The sequence below is a fragment of the Haemophilus influenzae genome, assembly GCF_003494325.1.
Taxonomy (GTDB): domain Bacteria; phylum Pseudomonadota; class Gammaproteobacteria; order Enterobacterales; family Pasteurellaceae; genus Haemophilus; species Haemophilus influenzae_I.
The window spans coordinates 68,274-87,419 of record NZ_QQIK01000004.1 but is presented as its reverse complement, the minus strand read 5'-3'; the positions used below and the strand labels follow the sequence as shown (position 1 = coordinate 87,419).

The following is a 19,146-nucleotide window of genomic DNA, read 5'->3' as shown; positions in this document are numbered from 1 at the left end:
AATTTATCAAAAACTTTCACGCTTTGGCGAAAGACATCTTTTTTGCTATACTCGTACGCCTATTATATGTAATCAAGAAGGAAAACCCAATGGATCAAATACCTAATTGCCCTAAATGTCAAAGTGAATACGTTTACCACGATTCAATTAATTTTGTTTGCCCTGATTGCGGTAATGAATGGGATAATAATGAAATTCAAGAATCAGATGACGATCAATTAATCGTAAAAGACAGCAATGGGAATTTGCTTGCAGATGGCGACGATGTACTTTTGATTAAAGATTTAAAATTAAAAGGTTCATCAGAAGTATTGAAAAAAGGTACAAAATTCAAAAACATCCGCTTAGTAAATGGCGATCATAATGTCGATTGCGGCAAAATCATGTTGAAATCTGAGTTTTTGAAAAAAGCTTAATTGAAAAAAATGCAGTCTAAATAGACCGCACTTTGCACTTTAAAGAAATAAATTTATTTAATAAGATCAATCACTTCTCTGACTAATCGTCCAATTTCATCCCAATTTTTGGATTGAATCAATTTTTTCTCCACAAACCAAGAGCCTCCACAAGCAACAATATTAGGAATAGCAAGATAATCCCTTATGTTATGAAGCCCTATACCACCAGTCGGCATTATCTGTAATTGAGCATAAGGACCGAGCAATGCTTTAATCATTTTCACTCCGCCTGAAGCCTCTGCAGGGAAAAATTTTACCGCCGAAATTCCCATTTCTAATGCAGTTTCAATTGCCATAGGATTATTCACCCCTGGCGTTATTGGAAAATTTAAATCTTGACATAATTTCACAATTTTTGGATTAAATCCTGGTGTTACCACAAAATCCGCCCCACTATTTCTTGCTAGCATCACTTGTTCAGCTGTTAAAACTGTACCGGCAGCAATTAAAAAGTCAGGTCTATTTGCACGCAACAAACGGATCGCATCTGCCGCTGCTTCAGAGCGAAAAGTAATCTCTGCCACAGGTAAACCATTTTTAGCCAACGTATCTGCTAGCGGCAAAATATCGTCTGCATTATCCAACGCAATTACAGGCACAATTTTGAGTTCACGAAGTTTTTCAATAATTTGTTGAGTTGTGTATAACATAATTTTCCCCTATTTAAAATAATTTTTTGCATTGTTGAAACAAATATCTTCAATCATTTTACCCAGTAATGAAATGTCATTTGGCGCTTCACCTTTTTCAACCCATCCACCAATCATTTCACATAAAATACGGCGGAAATACTCATGGCGAGTGTAAGATAAAAAACTACGTGAATCAGTTAGCATTCCAACAAATTGACTGAGTAACCCTAATTGAGAAAGCTGTTGTAACTGACGTTCCATTCCGTCTTTTTGATCGTTAAACCACCATCCAGAACCAAACTGTATTTTCCCTGCAATACCATCGCCTTGAAAGTTTCCGATCATACTAGCGATCATTTCATTATCTCGAGGATTTAAGCAATATAAAATAGTTTTAGGCAGTTGATTTTCCTTATCCATTGCATCTAACAAACGAGAGAGGGGATATGCATAAGCTCGATCACCAATGGAATCAAAGCCACTATCTGCACCGAGTAAAGCAAACATTCGACTATTATTGTTACGTATTGCACCAATATGCATTTGCATCACCCATTGGCGTTTACAATATTCCGAAGCAAGCCATACCAGAATTGCTGTGCTAAATTGCGCAATCTCTTCTTCTAATAGAGGTTGATTTTGCAAACGTTTTTGAAGAATATCATCTAATACTGATTCGTCCGGGATTAGAGCAAAACGAACAATTTCCATACCATGATCAGCAGATTTACAACCTTGAGCATCAAAATATTCGAGACGTTTTAACAACGCTTTTTTTAAATCTGCAAACGTATAAATATCTACATCTGCAATTTCACTTAACTGTACAAGGTAGTCATTAAATTGTGGCAACTCAATTTTGAATACTTTATCAGGTCGCCAACTTGGTACAACATCAATATCAAAACTTTCATCATTCTTGATTGCTTGATGATATTGCAAAGAATCAATGGGATCATCTGTTGTCCCCACTAATTTCACGTTCATTTTCTGCATAATGCCTCGCGCAGAAAATTCAGGTTGTTGCAACATTTCATTACATTGATGCCAAATTTTATCTGCATTTTGCGGATTAAATAACATATTGGTTATACCAAAAGGACGGCGTAATTCTAAATGTGTCCAGTGATAAATTGGATTACCAATACAAAGGGGGACTGTTTTCGCCCAAGCCAAATATTTTTGATAGTTAGTAACCTTCCCTGTAATCAATTCTTCTGGTACTCCAGCTGTACGCAAAGCTCGCCATTTGTAGTGATCACCCTCTAGCCAAATTTCAGCTAAATCATTAAATTGACGATTTTCTGCCACTTCTCTTGGATTTAAATGACAGTGATAATCAAAAATAGGTTTATTTTTGGCATAATCGTGATAAAGCGTTTTTGCAGTATTCGTTGAAAGAAGGAAATTTTCATCCATAAATGATTTCATAATGTTACCTTTGAATGATTCTGTAAATAAGAAGAAGGAGATCCCCCTCTAAAAGAGGGGATAGATTATTATTTATTTATTTTCTCCAATTCACGAGAATTATTATCGACAACTTCTTTTGAAAGTGGATACCAGAAAGTTAAAATAACAAAAATTGCAATGCAAGAGATTGCAGGAACCAACGTTGCAACATTATAAATTGAATTCAGAGTTTCACTTGATTGACTTGGCACATTAGGCATATAACCTACCAAACTTAATGCAACACCACCTAATCCGCCTGCAAGTGCTTGTCCAATTTTACGTGCAAAAGAATATACCGCATAAATAGTACCATCTTCACGGCGATGTGTTTTCAGGAATTGGTAATCAATAATATCAGTAATAAACGCCCAAATAATCACCATAAAATAATTGAGTCCCAATAAAGAAATGAAAGCAATCGCCATATATAACCATACATCGGTTGTTTTAACTCCGAATAGAATAAAATATCCAATTCCAGTGAGCAATAAAGCAATCGATGCTGATTCTTTTTTACCAAATTTTTTCACCAAGGTTTGTGCAAACGGTGCAACACAGAAAGAAGCAATGACAGGTAATGTTCCACCAATAGATAATGCAAATTTACTATTAAAGTAATCAATATAAAGGTATGGATTCATTGCACCGATAAGTAAATTAGCTAATAGTAAAATGATGGCAATTAAAATAAAAATTTGTAATGGTTTATTTGAAAAAAGACTAACAAAAATAGCTTTGACATCTCCAAAACACTCATTTCTATTATGTCTGCGCCCTACTTTTTCTGGCAATTGAATGCGCTCAACTGAATTTCTCCAGCAGAATTGATACAAATAAAATGCGATGAGCATTAAAACACCCATAATAATAGTAAACATCTCTGGAATAATAATTTGTTTACCATCCACATTTTTATAAATCAATAACGGAACAATAAAAGAAATTGTTAATAGCGCAATATTGGCACCAATCGAACGGAATACAGATAGAGAAGCACGATCTTCAGGACAACTACTGATAACGCTTGCCATTGAGCCATAAGGAATATTAACCGCAGTGTAACAGAAACTCCCCCAGATAATATAAGTAATGCTCACATAAGCTAATTTGGCTGGATATGACCAATCTTTTACAACATAAAGAAATAGCAAGAAACCAGATAAACAGACAAATGGTGCAGCACGTCTAATTATTCCTTTAAAGCGCCCTTCTTTAAAAGGCTTCATAGTATCAACTAAACGTCCCATTCCCATATCAGTAAAAGCATCTAATACACGTGATATTAAGAAGAGTAACCCAACAACATACCCCGGAATTTCTAATACATTGGTATAAAATAGCATAAGAAAAAAAGCTGACATCATAAAGCTCATATCATTTGCGATGTCACCTGTCATATAGGCAATTTTATCTTTGAGACCAAAAGGTCTTGATTCTAATGTGTTCATAAATTTATCCTTGTATGGTTAAATATAAGTATCTTTAAACCCACAATATGCATCAACCGGGCTTACGCCTTTAAAATCAGAATAGCCCATTAATTTTTCTACTAACATTTCCATCGTGTCTTGTTTTCCATCATAGGCATTAATGTAAGTTTTAACTTGAGGAACATCTGCCAAATGGAATGGACATTGCACAGAAACAAAAATCGTTGGAATTTCATGCACATAGAAAGGTATATCCGGCGTGCCTTTAGTTGCTTGCCACACGATGCGCTGTACGGTACTCATATGTACATTTGCTACATTAATAATCAAATCATATTGACCAACTAAATCAGAGATTGGACGTTTTTGGGAGTATTCGTTGCGAATCGCTTGTACTTGTTCTTCATCCGGAAGAGCTAGAATATTATCCATCGGAGACTGATAAATTGAGACGGAAAAACCTTTTTTAGTCAATTGCTCTTGTAAAATTTCAATGGCACTTTTTGAGCTTCCTGCGACCATTTTTCCAAAGCCTCCCTCAACCCCTTTAATATTCACTAATAACACTCGAGGGTGTTTTTCAGGCGAAATCGGGAAAATTGCTTGTTTATTTTTAACAAGCGTAATCGCTTTATCAGCAACTTGACGGAAAATCGCTTTATTTTCTGGCAGTCCAATTTTTGCCATAGCAGCTTCTTTTGGAGGTAGAATTTGTTCTTTTGGTGTCTTATGCAAATTAAGTTTCGCTTTAAAACCTAATATTCTGCAAAGAGCATCATATAAACGTGTTTCAGTAATGACACCATTGCGGTATCCATCCATCATATAAGCAAAATCTTCATCTGGATCATTGAAGAATAAGAATAAATCACAACCAGCAGCAATAGCTTGAGGAACAAGTTCACTACGTTTCATGCTTGATGTCATTGCAACCATATGGCTTGCATCAGTAACAATTACACCATTAAACCCTAATTTTCCACGCAATAAATCTGTTAAAAGCGGTTTAGAAAGTGTAGCAGGCAAGCACTCTTCATCACTCAATTCTGGAGAAAAATATTTCTCATAACTTGGTAGATGAATATGCCCCGCCATTATAGAAGGCAACCCTGCATCAATTAACCCTTGATAAACTTTACCGAATGTTTCATCCCATTTTTCACATGAAAAGTCATTAATGCTAAAGGAAAGATGCTGGTCTCGCTCATCAACACCATCTCCTGGGAAATGTTTAGCGGCAGGTTGAATACCACTTTCTTGAATGCCTTTCATATAAGCAAGCGCCATTTCCAATACGGTATCAGGATCAGAACTAAACGAGCGGTTAGAAATAATAGGATTGCGCCAGTTATAATTAATGTCCACAATTGGGGCAAAACTCCAATTACAACCAATAGCCGAAGCCTCAATCCCCGCTACTCTGCCCATTTCATAGGCATAATGAGCATCTTGAGTCGCAGCAATTTTTATTTGAAGACCAATTTCCGTGCCATCTGTACAAGCACCATTTCCGCCCGCTTCAGTATTTGCTGCAATCAAAAGCGGAATTTTACTCTTCGTTTGCAAAATATGATTTTGTTCATAAACCTCTTCAGCCTTAGCTGGGTTATAACGCACTGCTCCAATATGATATTTATTAACCATATTAGTTAAATATTCTTCTGAACGACTTGAACCCATATTGACAAATAATTGCCCAATTTTTTCTTCTAAACTCATATTTGCAATCGTATTTTCTACCCAAGCAATTTGTTCAGCATCGAGATAAAATGGTTTTTTACTTAAATCAACAGCCATATTTGTCTCCTTAATTATTTGATTGTGTATTCAAATTATGGTGGAACTGTTCAATCAATGTCTGCTGGTATCCCGTATCAAATTGACCATAAACTAATTTTCCTAACGCCTCTAAAATTAATTGCTGCCAAGACTGACTTTCGAAGCCACATAAAATAGGGAAAAAACATACATTATTTGCCATTGCTGAAAATAAATCACCAGGTGAATCGCCCACCATCAAGATATTTTTTGGCAGATAGCCATATTTTTTCAGCTCGTTTAGGCTATCTGCTTTACTACCTTGATCCTGTCCAAAAATAATATTAACGCTCTCTAATAAATGGTATTTTCCCCACTCATCAATAATGGCTTCATTATTAGCTGCACTCACTACGGCAACATCCGCAAATCTTTTAATAAATGCCAGATTTTGCTGCACATTAGGAAACGTTTTAAATTCTTCTTTGAGCGTAATAATACTTTGATTAACTTGTTCCGACCATCGTAACGCAAGAGTTAGATCCTCTGATGGTGAAATCTCAATCTCTTGTTTCAAGGATCGATTAGAAAGCTCTTTAGTGCGACTCACCCATGATTTAAATATAGAAATGTCGCCTTGATATCCATACTCTTCGAGAGATAACACTAAGCCTTTAAAACGATTACAACCTCGTGTTTCAGAAAATAAATTAATTTTGTTCCATAAAGAAAGAAAACGCTCTCTATCTCCAATATGAAAGGTATCTACCGCACAAGGTCCAAAACATTTTTCGTGTTTAAGATTCATTGTATCCATTGCACATCCATCAGAATCTACGCAAACAATAACCTCTTTTTGCTTACTGAAATTTTGCATTTTTTCACCTAATTCACTGTCACTAAACACCACTATAAGCAGAAAAACCACCATCAATTGGCAATACCACTCCATTTACAAAGCTTGCGTAAGCTTCATCAATTAAAAACAGCACACCACCAACAAGTTCATCTGGTTCACCAAAACGTCCCATTGGAGTATTGGTTAAAATTTTATTTGCTCGCGGTGTTGGTTTTCCTTGTTCATCAAAAAGTAATGCTTGATTTTGGTTGCTCACTAAAAAACCTGGAGCAATAGCATTGCAACGAATGCCCACTTTTGAAAAATACACTGTCAGCCATTGGGTAAAGTTACTAATAGCGGCTTTCGCACCAGAATACGCAGGAATCTTTGTCAATGGAGTAAAGGCATTCATACTAGACACATTTAGAATGTTTGCACCTTGTTTACCAATCATATCTTGAGCAAAAACTTGAGTAGGTAAAAGTGTTCCTAAGTAGTTCAAATTAAACACAAACTCGATGCTTGATTTATCTAAATTAAAAAATGTTTTGGTATTTTCGTTAAGATTAAGTTGATGATATTCGTTATCTGTAGTCGCTTTCGGATTATTACCTCCCGCACCATTAATTAAAATGTCGCAAGTACCAAAATCCAGCATAATTTGTTCCCGAACTACTTTTAGACTATCAATATCCAATACATCCGTTTTATATGCTTTTGCTTTCCCGCCTTGTTGGTTAATTTCATCAGCAACAGCATTAGCCGCATCAAAGTTAATATCTAATAAAGCGATGTTAGCTTGTGTATGAACCAACTGCTTAGCTAAAAAGGCACATAAAACTCCACCTGCACCAGTAATAACGATGAGTTTATTTTTAAGATCATGTTTTCTAGCAATTGACATAATAATTCCCTCTTCCATAAATGATTAACCACTGACCAAATGGTACACAATCAAAATAAATTGGTAAACCAATTTATTTCAATTTTGTGACATACATCACATTTTTAAGAAAACAATCTTGCATATTCTTCTAGAAAAGCGAGAATTGGTTTACCTGATAAGTATTAATGTAAATCATGTCTAATTGAAGTAGATGAAAGTAACTTCGGTGGCACACACAAACGTGATCGTGGTAAGGCCAGCAAAGTGGCTGTATTCGGGTTTCTTAAACGTAATGGCAAGGTTCATACCACTGCCAATACTTAATCGACAACACAACTTCCGATTATTCGAGAGCAAGTAAGGCTTGATAGCATGGTTTACACTGATACTTATCGTAGTTATGATGTACTTAATGTGAGTGAATTTAGCCATTTTCGTATCAATCACAGAATACATTTTGCTGAAAATCATAACCACATTAACATTTGGGGAACCAAGCAAAACGCCATTTACACAAGTTTAACGACATTCCCAAATGTGCATTTTGAACTGTATTTGAAGGAATGCGAATGGCGTTTTAATTACAGTAACATTGAATCCAAAATTTTCATTTTAAAACAAAATGTTAAGTATGCATCACTATAGTTATCTAGTACAACCCAAAATAATAATATTGATAAATGTTTTTTACATATTGCATTTAACGTATAATTGGTAAACCAAAATACAAAGATAGGATTAAGAAATGATGCTCAGTGACTTACGCTCCTATAAAAAAATAGGAAATGAATTAAAAGAACAACTTGAAAATCACCAATATCAAATAGGCGATAAATTGCCGGCAGAACGTGATTTAGCTAATTATTTCAATGTGAGTCGAACCGTAATTAGAGAAGCGATCATTATGCTTGAATTAGAAAACCTTGTTGAAGTACGCAAAGGTTCTGGAGTGTATGTGATTGCATTGCCACAACGCACTGCAAGTAATGATGAATTTTTAGATAAGGTTGATGTAGGTCCTTTTGAACTTTTACAAGCTCGCCAATTATTAGAAAGTAGTATGGCTGAATTTGCTGCATTACAAGTGACAAGAGCAGATATTACTAAATTAAAAGACATTCTAGCAAGAGAGCGAAATACTCTTGAACAAGGTGATGAAGATTATGTGGCAGATGAAGATTTTCATCGCACTATAGCAGAAATAACTCAAAATGAAGTTATCTTACAGATGCAAAAAGCATTATGGGATCTTCGTACCAATAGTCAAATGTGGAAAGGTTTACATCTTCATATTCCAAATCAAAGTTATCGTCACCTTTGGTTACAAGATCATGAAAATATTATTACAGCCCTGCAGAGAAAAGATCCTGTAATGGCAAAAAAAGCAATGTGGCAACATTTAGAAAATGTTAAGCAAAAACTTTTTGAATTATCTGATGTAGATGATCCTAATTTTGATGGTTATCTATTTAATATGAGCCCAATTGTTGTTGATCGTTAGAAAACTATAGGAGTTAAAAATGGAACAAGCATGGCGTTGGTATGGACCAAAAGATCCTGTTTCTTTATCTGATATTCGTCAAGCAGGCGCAACTGGTATAGTCACTGCACTTCACCATATTCCTAACGGTGAAATATGGAGTATCGAAGAAATTAAAAAACGCAAAACTGAAATAGAAAATGCTGGTTTAAGCTGGTCAGTAGTGGAAAGTGTACCAGTTCATGAAGAGATCAAAACTCAGACTGGAAATTATCAAAAATGGATTAATAACTACAAACAAACTCTTCGCAATCTTGCTCAATGTGGAATTGACACTGTTTGCTACAATTTTATGCCAGTTTTAGACTGGACTCGAACCGATCTTGCTTATGAATTACCAGATGGTTCTAAAGCATTGCGCTTTGATCATATCGCTTTTGCCGCATTTGAACTTCATATTTTAAAACGTCCTGATGCAGAAAAAACCTATAATCAAGAAGAACAAGTTGCAGCAAGAACCTATTATGACAATATGTCAGAGCAAGATATAGTGCAATTAACGCGTAATATTATTGCGGGCTTACCCGGTGCAGAAGAAGGTTACACTCTTGATGAATTTCAAACTCAATTAGATCGCTATAAAGATATTTCATCCGAAAAATTCCGTACGCATTTGGCTTATTTTTTAAATGAGATCGTACCTGTTGCCCAAGAAGTAGGAATCAAAATGGCGATTCATCCAGACGATCCTCCACGCCCAATCTTAGGCTTACCACGCATAGTTTCAACTATTGAAGATATGCAGTGGTTTGTAGAAACTCAACCATTACCAGCAAATGGTTTTACAATGTGTACGGGTTCTTATGGCGTACGTTCCGATAATGATCTGGTAAAAATGACTGAACAATTCGCTGATCGTATTTACTTCGCTCATTTACGTTCTACTCAACGTGAAGGTAATCCACTAACCTTCCATGAGGCAGCTCATCTAGAGGGAGACGTAGATATGTTTAATGTAGTAAAAGCTTTATTAAATGAAGAATATCGTCGATTAAATCTAGGAGAAACTCGTTTAATCCCAATGCGCCCAGATCATGGACATCAAATGTTGGATGACTTACGTAAAAAAACCAATCCTGGCTACTCTGCCATTGGTCGGTTAAAAGGTCTAGCTGAATTTCGCGGTTTAGAGATGGCACTAAAAAAAGTGTATTTCAATAAGTAAAAGAAAAAGTGCGGTCATAAAAAACATTATTTTTATCGACCGCACTTCTAATTTATTTCATCAATCTTCTCATTCGAATATTGATCATCTCGACCACAACAGAGAATCCCATTGCAAAATAGATGTAACCTTTCGGGATGTGAATATCCAAACTTTCTGCAATTAAACTAATTCCGACTAAAACTAAGAAAGCTAAAGCTAGAATTTTCAACGTTGGGTGTGTATCCACAAAATCGCCGATTGGTTTTGCTGCAAACATCATCACCCCCACGGCAATCATAATCGCCAAAATCATCACAGGAAGGTGGCTTGCCATACCCACCGCTGTAATGACAGAATCTAAAGAAAATACAATATCTAGCACAGCAATTTGAATTAATACGCCAAGATAACTCACTTTGTTTTTGCTTTCAGATTCATGGTGTTCTTGATGATTTATCGCCTCTTTAATTTCGCCAGAACTTTTTATAATCAGGAATAAACCACCGATTAATAAAATCAAATCACGCCCAGAAATTTCTTGATTAAACACAGTAAATAACGGTGCAGTAAGTTTCATAATCCAAGCAAGTGACATTAAAAGTAAAATTCTTGTCAGCATTGCTAAACCAAGTCCAATAATACGACCAGACTGGCGTTGGCTTTCAGGTAAACGCCCAACTAGGATACTAATAAAAATAATATTATCGACTCCTAAAATGATCTCCAAAGCAGTAAGTGTCGCAAGTGATACCCAGGCTTCAGGATCGGTAATCCATTCAAACATAATTTTTCCTATAATAGAGTTAAATAGATCCTAAAGTTCGGATCATAATGACTTTATGATGAAAAGCAATCGTTATTTACATTTAAGAGATAATTGATTAATCGTTTTTGAGCGTTTCAAAAATCGTTTCAGCAAGTTTAAGGGAAATTCCCGGTACAGAGGCTATTTCATCTAAGGTCGCCTTTTTCACACCTTGTAAACCGCCAAGATATTTCAGTAAAGCCTGACGACGTTTAGCACCCACACCTTCAATCGTTTCTAAACCACTTTGTGTAAAGGCTTTTTGACGTTTTTTACGGTGTCCGCTTATTGCGTGATTATGACTTTCATCACGGATGTGTTGAATCAAATGCAATGCCAAACTATCATCAGGCAAATGAATTTCGCGGTCTTGTTTGCTGATGATCAGTACTTCCTGCCCTGCTCGACGATCCACACCTTTTGCCACGCCAATTAAGTGCGGTCTATTTTTATCCCATTTTACTTGAAGATGTTGGAGCACGTTCAGCGCACGATTTAATTGCCCTTTTCCACCATCAATAAAAATAATATCAGGAATTTTATCTTCTTCTAAATCACGCTCATAACGTTTCTGCAACGCTTGTTCCATTGCTGCATAATCATCCCCACCAGTAATGCCTTCAATATTAAAACGACGATAATCAGATTTCAGTGGGCCTTCTTGATTAAAAACAACACAAGATGCTATCGTTTGATTTCCCATCGTGTGGCTTATATCGAAACACTCCATACGCTTAATTTCAGGGAGATTTAACAGATCACACAACGCTTGATAACGCTCTGACATTCGTGAAGATTGTTTAAGTTGTACATTTAAAGCCGCTTTAGCATTAACTTGTGCGAGCTGTAAGTATTTACTCTTATCGCCTTTTACACTTTCTTGAATCGTCACTTTTCTGCCTGCTTGCTCCGTAAGAAGTTGCTCAAGCTCTGATTTTTCAGCTAATTGACGATCAACAATAATACTATTCGGGATACTTCGCCCTTGATGACCTTGTAAATAAAATTGTCCCACAAAAGTTTCGGTAAGTTCCGATAAATCCGTATTGGCAGGGACTTTTGGGAAGTAACTGCGATTGCCTAGCACTTTTCCTTGACGAATGAACATCACTTGTACACAAGCCAAACCGTGTTGGTAAGCGATGGACATAATATCCATATCATCTAAACGTTCATTGGATACAAATTGTTTTTCAATAACCGAACGCACCGCCTGAATCTGATCACGATAACGAGCCGCCTGTTCAAAATCTAAATTTCTGCTTGCCTGCTCCATTTTCCCGATTAAATAATCTAACACCAGTTGATCTTTGCCTTGTAAAAATAAGCGGGCTAATTCAACTTGCTGGTTATATTCTTCATCAGAAACATATCCCTGTACACAAGGCGCAGAACAACGCCCAATTTGATATTGCAAACAAGGACGAGAGCGGTTGGAATAAACGGAATTTTCACATTGTCGAACAGGGAAAAGTTTTTGCAAAAGTGATAAGGTTTCACGCACGGCGCCTGCGTGAGGATAAGGCCCGAAATATTCACCCGCAAATTTTTTAGACCCACGATAGGAAGTGATTCTTGGATGACGTTCTTTGGTTAATAAAATAAATGGATAGGATTTATCATCACGCAATAATACGTTATAGCGAGGCTGATAAAGCTTGATAAAATTATGCTCTAGCAGTAAAGCTTCCGTTTCAGATGAAGTTAGCATGGTGTCAATATGATGAATTGATGCCACCAACGCCTCTGTTTTTTTACTACTCAGATTTTTACGAAAATAGCTTGAAAGACGTTTTTTTAGATCCTTTGCTTTCCCAACATAAATAACCTGATCTTTATCGTCATACATACGATAAACACCAGGTTCGTGAGAGACATCCGCTAAGAACTTTTTAGCATCAAACATTTTAATTCGCCGCTAAAATTGCCCGCACTTTTTCCAAATCTTCAGCGGTATCCACCCCCACTGCAGGCACTTCTTTCGCAAGCTCCACATGAATGCGTTCGCCGTTATATAACACACGAAGCTGCTCAAGTTTTTCTAGATTTTCAAGTTGAGTCGGAGCCCATTGCACGTATTGTTTTATGAAACCAGCACGATATGCGTAAATGCCAATATGACGTAAGTAAGCGTCCGCAAGCTGTACTTTCTGAACATTCTGTAAATTCATAAACTGATCACGATCGTAAGGAATAACCGAACGGGAAAAATACAGCACATAGCCGTCTTTATCTGTTAATACTTTCACTGCATTTGGATTAAATAATTCCTCAGCATCATGAATTTTTACCGCAAGACTTGCCATATTGACATTAAATTTTGCTAAATTATCTGCCACTTGTCGCACGATAACGGGAGGAATCAAAGGCTCATCGCCTTGAATATTGACAATGATTTCATTGTCAGGAATCGCTAATTTTTCTACAACTTCCGCTAAACGTTCTGTACCAGAATTATGATTAACCGAAGTCATGCACACTTCTGCGCCAAAACTTTTAGCAACATCAGCCACATTTTCATTATCGGTGGCAATAATCACTCGGTTCGCCCCAGACTGCAGTGCTTTCTCAAATACATGTTGAATCATTGGCTTACCTGCAATATCAGCAAGCGGTTTTCCAGGCAAACGACTTGATGCAAAACGAGCAGGGATAATCACGGTAAATGACATAATTTATTCCTTATTCTTTAATATTTCAGCTTTATCGGCAAGCAATCAAAACAACTGGAGATTAATCCTTTCAGCCATTTCTATATTGCGCCACAAGTTTGTCTATTTTGTCCCAAAAGTGCGGTAAATTTTCACCTTGTTTTTCAGCCTCAATAATCTCTGCATCTACAGGAACATACCACCAATTATCGTTGGCAAAAGATTGGCATTTTACGGCATCTTTTTCCGTCATAAAGAGCGGTTGATTTTCAGCAAGTTTTTCTAATTGAGAGGCTTCAAAATGTTGATGATCTTGAAATGCTTGAGTTCGTTCTAATTGAATCCCTAACTTTTCTAACATAGTAAAAAAACGCTGTGGATTGCCAATCCCTGCAATGGCAACACTAGATTGAAATTCCTTTAATTGGCGTTTTTCATTGGTTTTTAAATTAATCGCGAAATGGGGTACAAGATACATAACTGCATCTGAATACTGATTTTTTCCACCATTAGTGATCACAAAATCTACGGATTTTAATCGACTTGGTAATTCTCGCAATGGGCCTGCAGGCAATACAAAACCATTTCCCAATGCACGCTCAGCGTCCATTACGACAATTTCCAAATCACGCTGTAATTGATAATGCTGTAAACCATCGTCAGAAACAATAATATCGCACTCTGCTTGGCTTAAGAGTAATTCAATCGCTTGCTGGCGATTCGGGGAAATCACGACTGGCGCATTGGTGCGTTTAGCGATCAATACTGGCTCATCGCCACCTTCAATTGGATTTGTATTTTCAGTAACAAACAACGGATAAGTTTTAGATTTACTGCCGTAACCACGAGAAATCACACCTACGCGCAAACCTCGTTTTTTTAATTCTTCCACAAGCCACACCACCACGGGCGTTTTGCCATTTCCACCCACAGACAAATTTCCCACAATTATCACTGGTTTTGGTGCACGATAAGAAGATTTTATCCCCAAACAAAATAAGGCGCGACGAAGTTGGCTAATCAACCAAAACAATAAAGAAAAAGGCGATAAGAGCCAAATAAGTTTGGAGTTGGAATACCAGAAGGGCATAGGAAATCCTTTCTAATAAGTGCGGATAAAATAACGCGAGTTTTTCAACTCGCGTTTTCGATAATTAATAAATTAGCCACTAAACTGCATACTGTATAGCTGTTTATAAGCTCCATTTTGTTCAAGCAATGCTTTATGGTTGCCACGCTCACGAATTTCTCCGTGATCAATCACAAGAATTTCATCCGCATTTTCAATGGTTGATAAACGATGGGCGATAACGATAACAGTACGATCTTTCTTCAATTCATCTAATGCAGATTGAATGGCGCGTTCTGATTCCGTATCTAGTGCAGATGTGGCTTCATCTAAAATTAATACTGGCGAATTACGCAATAAAGCACGAGCAATCGCTAAACGCTGGCGTTGCCCACCAGATAGGCTCGCACCATTTTCGCCAATTACCGTATCAAAACCTTGCGGTAATTTTTCGATAAACTCTAAAGCATAAGCCGCTTTTGCTGCAGCAATAATTTCTTCGCGAGAATACTTATCCTGTGCGGCATAAGCAATATTATTCGCAATGGTATCGTTAAATAAATGGACTTGTTGAGAAACCACAGCGCAGTTTTCACGCAAATTAGATAAACGATAATCTTGGATATTTACGCCATCCAGTAAAATTTCACCTTGCTCAATATCATAAAAACGTGTCACTAAATTAGCAATGGTTGATTTGCCCGATCCAGAACGTCCCACTAAAGCAACGGTTTTTCCTGCAGGCACGCTAAAAGAAATATTATTTAATGCAAGTTCCTCTTTTCCCTGATATGCAAAACTCACATTTTTAAATTCTAACTCGCCTTTAGCAGGTTCTGCTTTATAAGTGCCGTTATCTTTTTCTGGTTCTAAATCTAAAATGGCAAATAGCGTTTGACATGCTGCCATTCCACGTTGGAATTGAGAGTTTACATTCGTTAAGGATTTTAATGGGCGCATCATTGCCAACATAGATGAAAAAACTACCGTAAAAGAACCCGCACTTAGATTATCTTCCGCAATTAATGGCGTGGTAGCTAAAAACAATACAGCAACTAAAGCAAAAGAAGCAATAATCTGCACAACAGGGTCGGAAATGGAATCTGCAGTAACCATTTTCATACCTTTACGACGCATGTTGTTACTCACTTTATTAAAACGCTCTTCCTCGACAAACTGACCACCAAAAGAAATCACGACTTTATGTCCTTTCAGCATTTGCTCCGTCGTCGCCGTCAATTCCCCCATTGAATCTTGTAAATTTTTACTCAACTTACGGAAAATTTTTGAAACGATAGTGATCAACACTGCAATAATTGGTCCGATAACAAATAAAACAAGGGTTAATTCCCAGCTTGTATAAAACATCACTGCCAATAGCGAAATAATATATGCTCCTTCTCGCACAATGGTAATCAAAGATCCTGAAGAAGAACTTGCAATCATCTCAGAATCATAAGTGATACGAGAAAGTAATTTCCCCGTTGAATTTCTGTCAAAGAAACTCACTGGCATAAACATTAAATGTTTAAATAAACGGCGACGCATTGTCATGACAACTTTGCCTGATACCCACGCCAAGCAATAATTAGAAATAAAGTTAGTCACGCCACGTAAAATAATCATTCCCACAACAACAAAAGCCATTATTTTCAAAAATGAATGGTTTGCCTTGCCAAAACCATCGTCCAACAACGGTTTTAACAAATAAATCAAGCCTGAATCAGCCAATGCATTAAAAACTAACGCAATACCTGAAGCAATAAGCCCCGCTTTAAAAGGTTTAATCATTGGCCACAAACGTTTAAAAGTTTGTAAGGTTGAAAAATCATTTTCTTGTAATTTTTGCTCTTGCATAGTCGCTATCTAATAGTAAAAATTGCGTGCATTGTACCTTTTATTCCTTTGATAATCCAATTACACGTGCATACCAAGGGGAAAATTTTGTGCGAGCTTGCTGGATTTCTAATCGGTCTTGAAAAAAATTTACCCGCACTTGCCCCGAAACAGCGGTATTTTCTACCGCACTTTTATAGCGATGAAGCCTTTCCATAACCGAATAATGAGGGAATTTCCACGGATTCCAACGCCCACTAGAAATAATCGCTACATCTGGTCTAACCTGAGAAAGCAAGTATTCACTTGTCGATGTTTTACTCCCATGATGCCCCACTTGCAACACATCGATTTTGCCTAAAGTGCGGGCAAAAATTTGCTCATTTTTTGCTTCAGCATCGCCAGTTAGCAAAACGCTATTCTTTCCATCATCGACTAAAATCACACAAGAATGGGGATTATCAGCTCGTGTCACAACGTTGTAAGGAGAAAGTATTTGAAAATGCAACCCTTGCCAATGCCAATCACGCCCAGCAGTACAAAAAGTGCGGTAATTTTCCCCATAGTTTTTCCGTGAAGGGGTAATCAATTCCACATTGGGATACGCCTTTAAAATTGTCGAAGCACCACCTGCGTGATCGTTATCGTCGTGGCTTAAAATCAATTTTTCCAAAACAATCCCTTCTCTTTGTAAATAAGGCAAAATTTCCAACTCAGCCATACTTCCACCTCGCCAAGAAGAACCCGTATCATAAAGAATCCCTTTGCCATTTTTCACAATCAGCGTTGCCAAGCCCTGCCCCACATCTAAAGTATCTACCTGCCAAGTTGGCTTGCTCAATTGTTTAAACAACAAAATCATAAAACACATAAGAATAATGCCGAAAGAACATCGCAAAACGTTGATTCGATCAGTTTTTAGCAAAGGTTTACTGAGATTCAATGTAAAAAATCTTGGTCGTTTAATTTTCCAAGTTGATGATGAAACCTCTGGTTCTCGATAAATACTCCAAATAATTAACATAAAAATTCCTGCACAAAGTGCGGTTAAAACCAATGCTAAATTAAATGAAACATTAAACCAATTCCCTTGAAAAACAGAAATTAACCCAGTAATTCCTTCGGCTAACTTGTTTGCTAGTTGCCAAGAAAACATTGTGCCGTTAGTAAAAACGGCAAATAAAATTAATGGCACAAGGAAAAAACTATAAATTGGAACAGCCATAAGATTGGCTAAAAATCCACTCAGCGATAAGCCATTAAATAGAAAAAGTTGCAAAGGCGTAAAAAAGAGCAATAACCCCAATTGCAAATGAAATAAGCCCAAAATCCACCGCACTTTTAGGGAAAAGGGATGATTTTTCCATTGAAAAAGTGAAAAAGGCACATAACGATACCAGAGGATCAAACAACCAACTGCACCACAAGAAAGCCAAAAACTGACCGAAAGTGGCATTAATGGATCGCAGAAAAGCAAGAATCCGACAACCAGCATAAAAAGCTGAAGAGGCGAATAATGCCGCCTCATTATTTGAACGAAGAAAACGAAAACAAGTGCTGAAATGGCACGAAAAGTTGGCACGCTAAAACCAGCCAAATACGCATAAATTAAAGCAAATAAAACACCAAAAACTAAAGGAAAATAAGGATGAATAAAACGGGTGGGGCAAAAGACTTGCACAACACGCGCCAAGCAAAATCCAATCCCCATAGCCAACCCAATATGTAAGCCAGAAATAGCAATAAGATGCGCGGTATTGGTTTGTTGGTAAATTGACCAAATGGTTTTATCTAACCAAGCCCGTTCGCCAAAAGCTAAGGCAATCAATAAACCTTGTAGAGATAATCCTTCCGTTTGCTTCTTTACTTGTTGCAATTTTTCTGCTCGCAATGATAAAACATCCGAAATTTTCACCGCACTTTTTACCGTTCCAACAGCCGTAATCCCCTTTGAAAAATACCATTGTTGCCGATCAAACCCACCGAAATTTAATCGTGCAGAAAGGGGACGTAAAGAAATTTCAGCTTGCCAAATTTCCGATAATTGAGGCACCTCTTTCGCTTTCCAATTTAAGAAAATTCGTTGTTCTTGCAAATTATTCTCCAATGTTGCTGTGGCGATAAGCGTTTGATAATCCTGTTGGTGCAAAATTTCTTGAATCTTAAAAGTTACCACTTGCTTTTGAGCGGTAATATTTTGAGCTTGTTGTGATAAACTCAAAGCCGAATAATGAAAATAGCCAAGAGAGGCAACAAAAAAAGCAAGGCTAACTAAGAAATTTCTACGCAAGAAAATAAAAAGAAAAATCAAAACAAGCGCAATAACGAGAGCAACTTGCCAAGGCAATAGCAACGGTTGCGGTAGAAATAACAACGTTAAATCCGCGACAATTAACAAGACAGCTAAAGTTATTAAGTTTAATTTCATTTTTATAAAAGATTAATTCCAGTCTCTCTAAGCCTAGGCTAGTTTTATTTAAATATGCAAACGGTTGCTTCAAATTTTGCGATCCATATCGTAAAAATAAATTTTTCAGGAAAATTTACTTGCTAAAACAAACAACTTCTGATATTTATACCGCCCGCAAAAGTTGGGTTCCTAAAATAGCAGCCAGGAACAAACTAAAATAACAAGACA

16 protein-coding genes are annotated in these 19,146 nt (G+C 36.8%); 4 read left to right on the top strand and 12 right to left on the bottom strand.

Annotated elements, in window-relative coordinates:
• Positions 1 to 89 precede the first annotated feature (89 nt).
• Positions 90 to 416, top strand: a complete 327-nt coding sequence (locus DV356_RS07840) for a zinc ribbon domain-containing protein YjdM (RefSeq protein WP_112119541.1) — start codon at positions 90 to 92, stop codon at positions 414 to 416.
• A 53-nt stretch (positions 417 to 469) separates the two neighbouring features.
• Here DV356_RS07840 and DV356_RS07835 read toward each other — a convergent pair whose 3' ends face one another.
• The 6 genes from DV356_RS07835 to DV356_RS07810 all read right to left on the bottom strand — a co-directional run bounded on the left by DV356_RS07835 (position 470) and on the right by DV356_RS07810 (position 7,478).
• Positions 470 to 1,108, bottom strand: a complete 639-nt coding sequence (locus DV356_RS07835; RefSeq protein ID WP_112119542.1) for a bifunctional 4-hydroxy-2-oxoglutarate aldolase/2-dehydro-3-deoxy-phosphogluconate aldolase — start codon at positions 1,106 to 1,108, stop codon at positions 470 to 472.
• A gap of 9 nt (positions 1,109 to 1,117) precedes the next feature.
• Positions 1,118 to 2,521 carry a glucuronate isomerase gene (gene uxaC, locus DV356_RS07830; protein WP_112119543.1) on the bottom strand — a complete coding sequence of 468 codons (1,404 nt, stop codon included), beginning with the start codon at positions 2,519 to 2,521 and terminating at the stop codon, positions 1,118 to 1,120.
• A 68-nt stretch (positions 2,522 to 2,589) separates the two neighbouring features.
• Positions 2,590 to 3,993, bottom strand: a complete 1,404-nt coding sequence (locus tag DV356_RS07825) for an MFS transporter (RefSeq protein WP_038439608.1) — start codon at positions 3,991 to 3,993, stop codon at positions 2,590 to 2,592.
• Between the two features lie 18 nt (positions 3,994 to 4,011).
• Positions 4,012 to 5,772 carry a glycoside hydrolase family 3 protein gene (locus DV356_RS07820; protein ID WP_112119544.1) on the bottom strand — a complete coding sequence of 587 codons (1,761 nt, stop codon included), beginning with the start codon at positions 5,770 to 5,772 and terminating at the stop codon, positions 4,012 to 4,014.
• 10 nt (positions 5,773 to 5,782) lie between these two features.
• On the bottom strand, positions 5,783 to 6,610 hold the full coding sequence (locus DV356_RS07815; RefSeq protein ID WP_239495801.1) for an HAD family hydrolase: 828 nt from the start codon (positions 6,608 to 6,610) through the stop codon (positions 5,783 to 5,785).
• 22 nt (positions 6,611 to 6,632) lie between these two features.
• Positions 6,633 to 7,478: an SDR family oxidoreductase gene (locus tag DV356_RS07810; RefSeq protein WP_112119546.1), complete on the bottom strand. Its 846-nt coding sequence runs from the start codon at positions 7,476 to 7,478 to the stop codon at positions 6,633 to 6,635.
• A 324-nt stretch (positions 7,479 to 7,802) separates the two neighbouring features.
• Between DV356_RS07810 and DV356_RS07805 the strand changes: the two genes are divergently transcribed.
• The 3 genes from DV356_RS07805 (at position 7,803) to uxuA (ending at position 10,165) form a co-directional block, all read left to right on the top strand.
• Complete coding sequence (locus DV356_RS07805; protein WP_225732527.1) at positions 7,803 to 8,105, top strand: transposase; 303 nt, start codon at positions 7,803 to 7,805, stop codon at positions 8,103 to 8,105.
• Between the two features lie 100 nt (positions 8,106 to 8,205).
• Entirely contained in the window at positions 8,206 to 8,961 is a 756-nt protein-coding gene (locus DV356_RS07800; protein ID WP_118806778.1) for an FCD domain-containing protein, read from the top strand.
• Between the two features lie 19 nt (positions 8,962 to 8,980).
• Positions 8,981 to 10,165 (top strand): mannonate dehydratase, encoded by a 1,185-nt coding sequence (gene uxuA, locus DV356_RS07795; protein ID WP_005667994.1) that lies wholly within the window; start codon positions 8,981 to 8,983, stop codon positions 10,163 to 10,165.
• A gap of 52 nt (positions 10,166 to 10,217) precedes the next feature.
• Here the strand turns inward: uxuA and DV356_RS07790 are convergent, their stop codons facing one another.
• From DV356_RS07790 to DV356_RS07765, 6 genes are all read right to left on the bottom strand, one after another.
• Complete coding sequence (locus DV356_RS07790) at positions 10,218 to 10,931, bottom strand: TerC family protein (protein ID WP_118806777.1); 714 nt, start codon at positions 10,929 to 10,931, stop codon at positions 10,218 to 10,220.
• Between the two features lie 97 nt (positions 10,932 to 11,028).
• Entirely contained in the window at positions 11,029 to 12,858 is a 1,830-nt protein-coding gene (uvrC, locus tag DV356_RS07785) for an excinuclease ABC subunit UvrC (protein ID WP_118806776.1), read from the bottom strand.
• A 1-nt stretch (position 12,859) separates the two neighbouring features.
• Complete coding sequence (gene kdsB, locus DV356_RS07780; RefSeq protein ID WP_118806775.1) at positions 12,860 to 13,624, bottom strand: 3-deoxy-manno-octulosonate cytidylyltransferase; 765 nt, start codon at positions 13,622 to 13,624, stop codon at positions 12,860 to 12,862.
• A gap of 70 nt (positions 13,625 to 13,694) precedes the next feature.
• Positions 13,695 to 14,693, bottom strand: a complete 999-nt coding sequence (gene lpxK / locus DV356_RS07775) for a tetraacyldisaccharide 4'-kinase (RefSeq protein WP_118806774.1) — start codon at positions 14,691 to 14,693, stop codon at positions 13,695 to 13,697.
• 72 nt (positions 14,694 to 14,765) lie between these two features.
• Positions 14,766 to 16,529, bottom strand: coding sequence for a lipid A ABC transporter ATP-binding protein/permease MsbA (gene msbA, locus DV356_RS07770; RefSeq protein ID WP_005663238.1), 1,764 nt, complete (start codon positions 16,527 to 16,529; stop codon positions 14,766 to 14,768).
• Positions 16,530 to 16,569: 40 nt separating this feature from the next.
• Positions 16,570 to 18,936 (bottom strand): DNA internalization-related competence protein ComEC/Rec2, encoded by a 2,367-nt coding sequence (locus tag DV356_RS07765; protein WP_118806773.1) that lies wholly within the window; start codon positions 18,934 to 18,936, stop codon positions 16,570 to 16,572.
• Positions 18,937 to 19,146 lie beyond the last annotated feature (210 nt).

Excerpts from the sequence above, each read along its gene's own strand:
- DV356_RS07820 (WP_112119544.1), bottom strand. The coding sequence starts at position 5,772 with ATGGCTGTTGATTTAAGTAAAAAACCATTTTATCTCGATGCTGAACAA.
- uxaC (WP_112119543.1), bottom strand. The coding sequence starts at position 2,521 with ATGAAATCATTTATGGATGAAAATTTCCTTCTTTCAACGAATACTGCA.
- DV356_RS07815 (WP_239495801.1), bottom strand. The coding sequence starts at position 6,610 with ATGCAAAATTTCAGTAAGCAAAAAGAGGTTATTGTTTGCGTAGATTCT.
- kdsB (WP_118806775.1), bottom strand. The coding sequence starts at position 13,624 with ATGTCATTTACCGTGATTATCCCTGCTCGTTTTGCATCAAGTCGTTTG.
- DV356_RS07800 (WP_118806778.1), top strand. The coding sequence starts at position 8,206 with ATGATGCTCAGTGACTTACGCTCCTATAAAAAAATAGGAAATGAATTA.
- DV356_RS07790 (WP_118806777.1), bottom strand. The coding sequence starts at position 10,931 with ATGTTTGAATGGATTACCGATCCTGAAGCCTGGGTATCACTTGCGACA.
- lpxK (WP_118806774.1), bottom strand. The coding sequence starts at position 14,693 with ATGCCCTTCTGGTATTCCAACTCCAAACTTATTTGGCTCTTATCGCCT.
- DV356_RS07765 (WP_118806773.1), bottom strand. The coding sequence starts at position 18,936 with ATGAAATTAAACTTAATAACTTTAGCTGTCTTGTTAATTGTCGCGGAT.
- msbA (WP_005663238.1), bottom strand. The coding sequence starts at position 16,529 with ATGCAAGAGCAAAAATTACAAGAAAATGATTTTTCAACCTTACAAACT.
- DV356_RS07810 (WP_112119546.1), bottom strand. The coding sequence starts at position 7,478 with ATGTCAATTGCTAGAAAACATGATCTTAAAAATAAACTCATCGTTATT.
- uvrC (WP_118806776.1), bottom strand. The coding sequence starts at position 12,858 with ATGTTTGATGCTAAAAAGTTCTTAGCGGATGTCTCTCACGAACCTGGT.
- DV356_RS07835 (WP_112119542.1), bottom strand. The coding sequence starts at position 1,108 with ATGTTATACACAACTCAACAAATTATTGAAAAACTTCGTGAACTCAAA.
- DV356_RS07840 (WP_112119541.1), top strand. The coding sequence starts at position 90 with ATGGATCAAATACCTAATTGCCCTAAATGTCAAAGTGAATACGTTTAC.
- DV356_RS07825 (WP_038439608.1), bottom strand. The coding sequence starts at position 3,993 with ATGAACACATTAGAATCAAGACCTTTTGGTCTCAAAGATAAAATTGCC.
- uxuA (WP_005667994.1), top strand. The coding sequence starts at position 8,981 with ATGGAACAAGCATGGCGTTGGTATGGACCAAAAGATCCTGTTTCTTTA.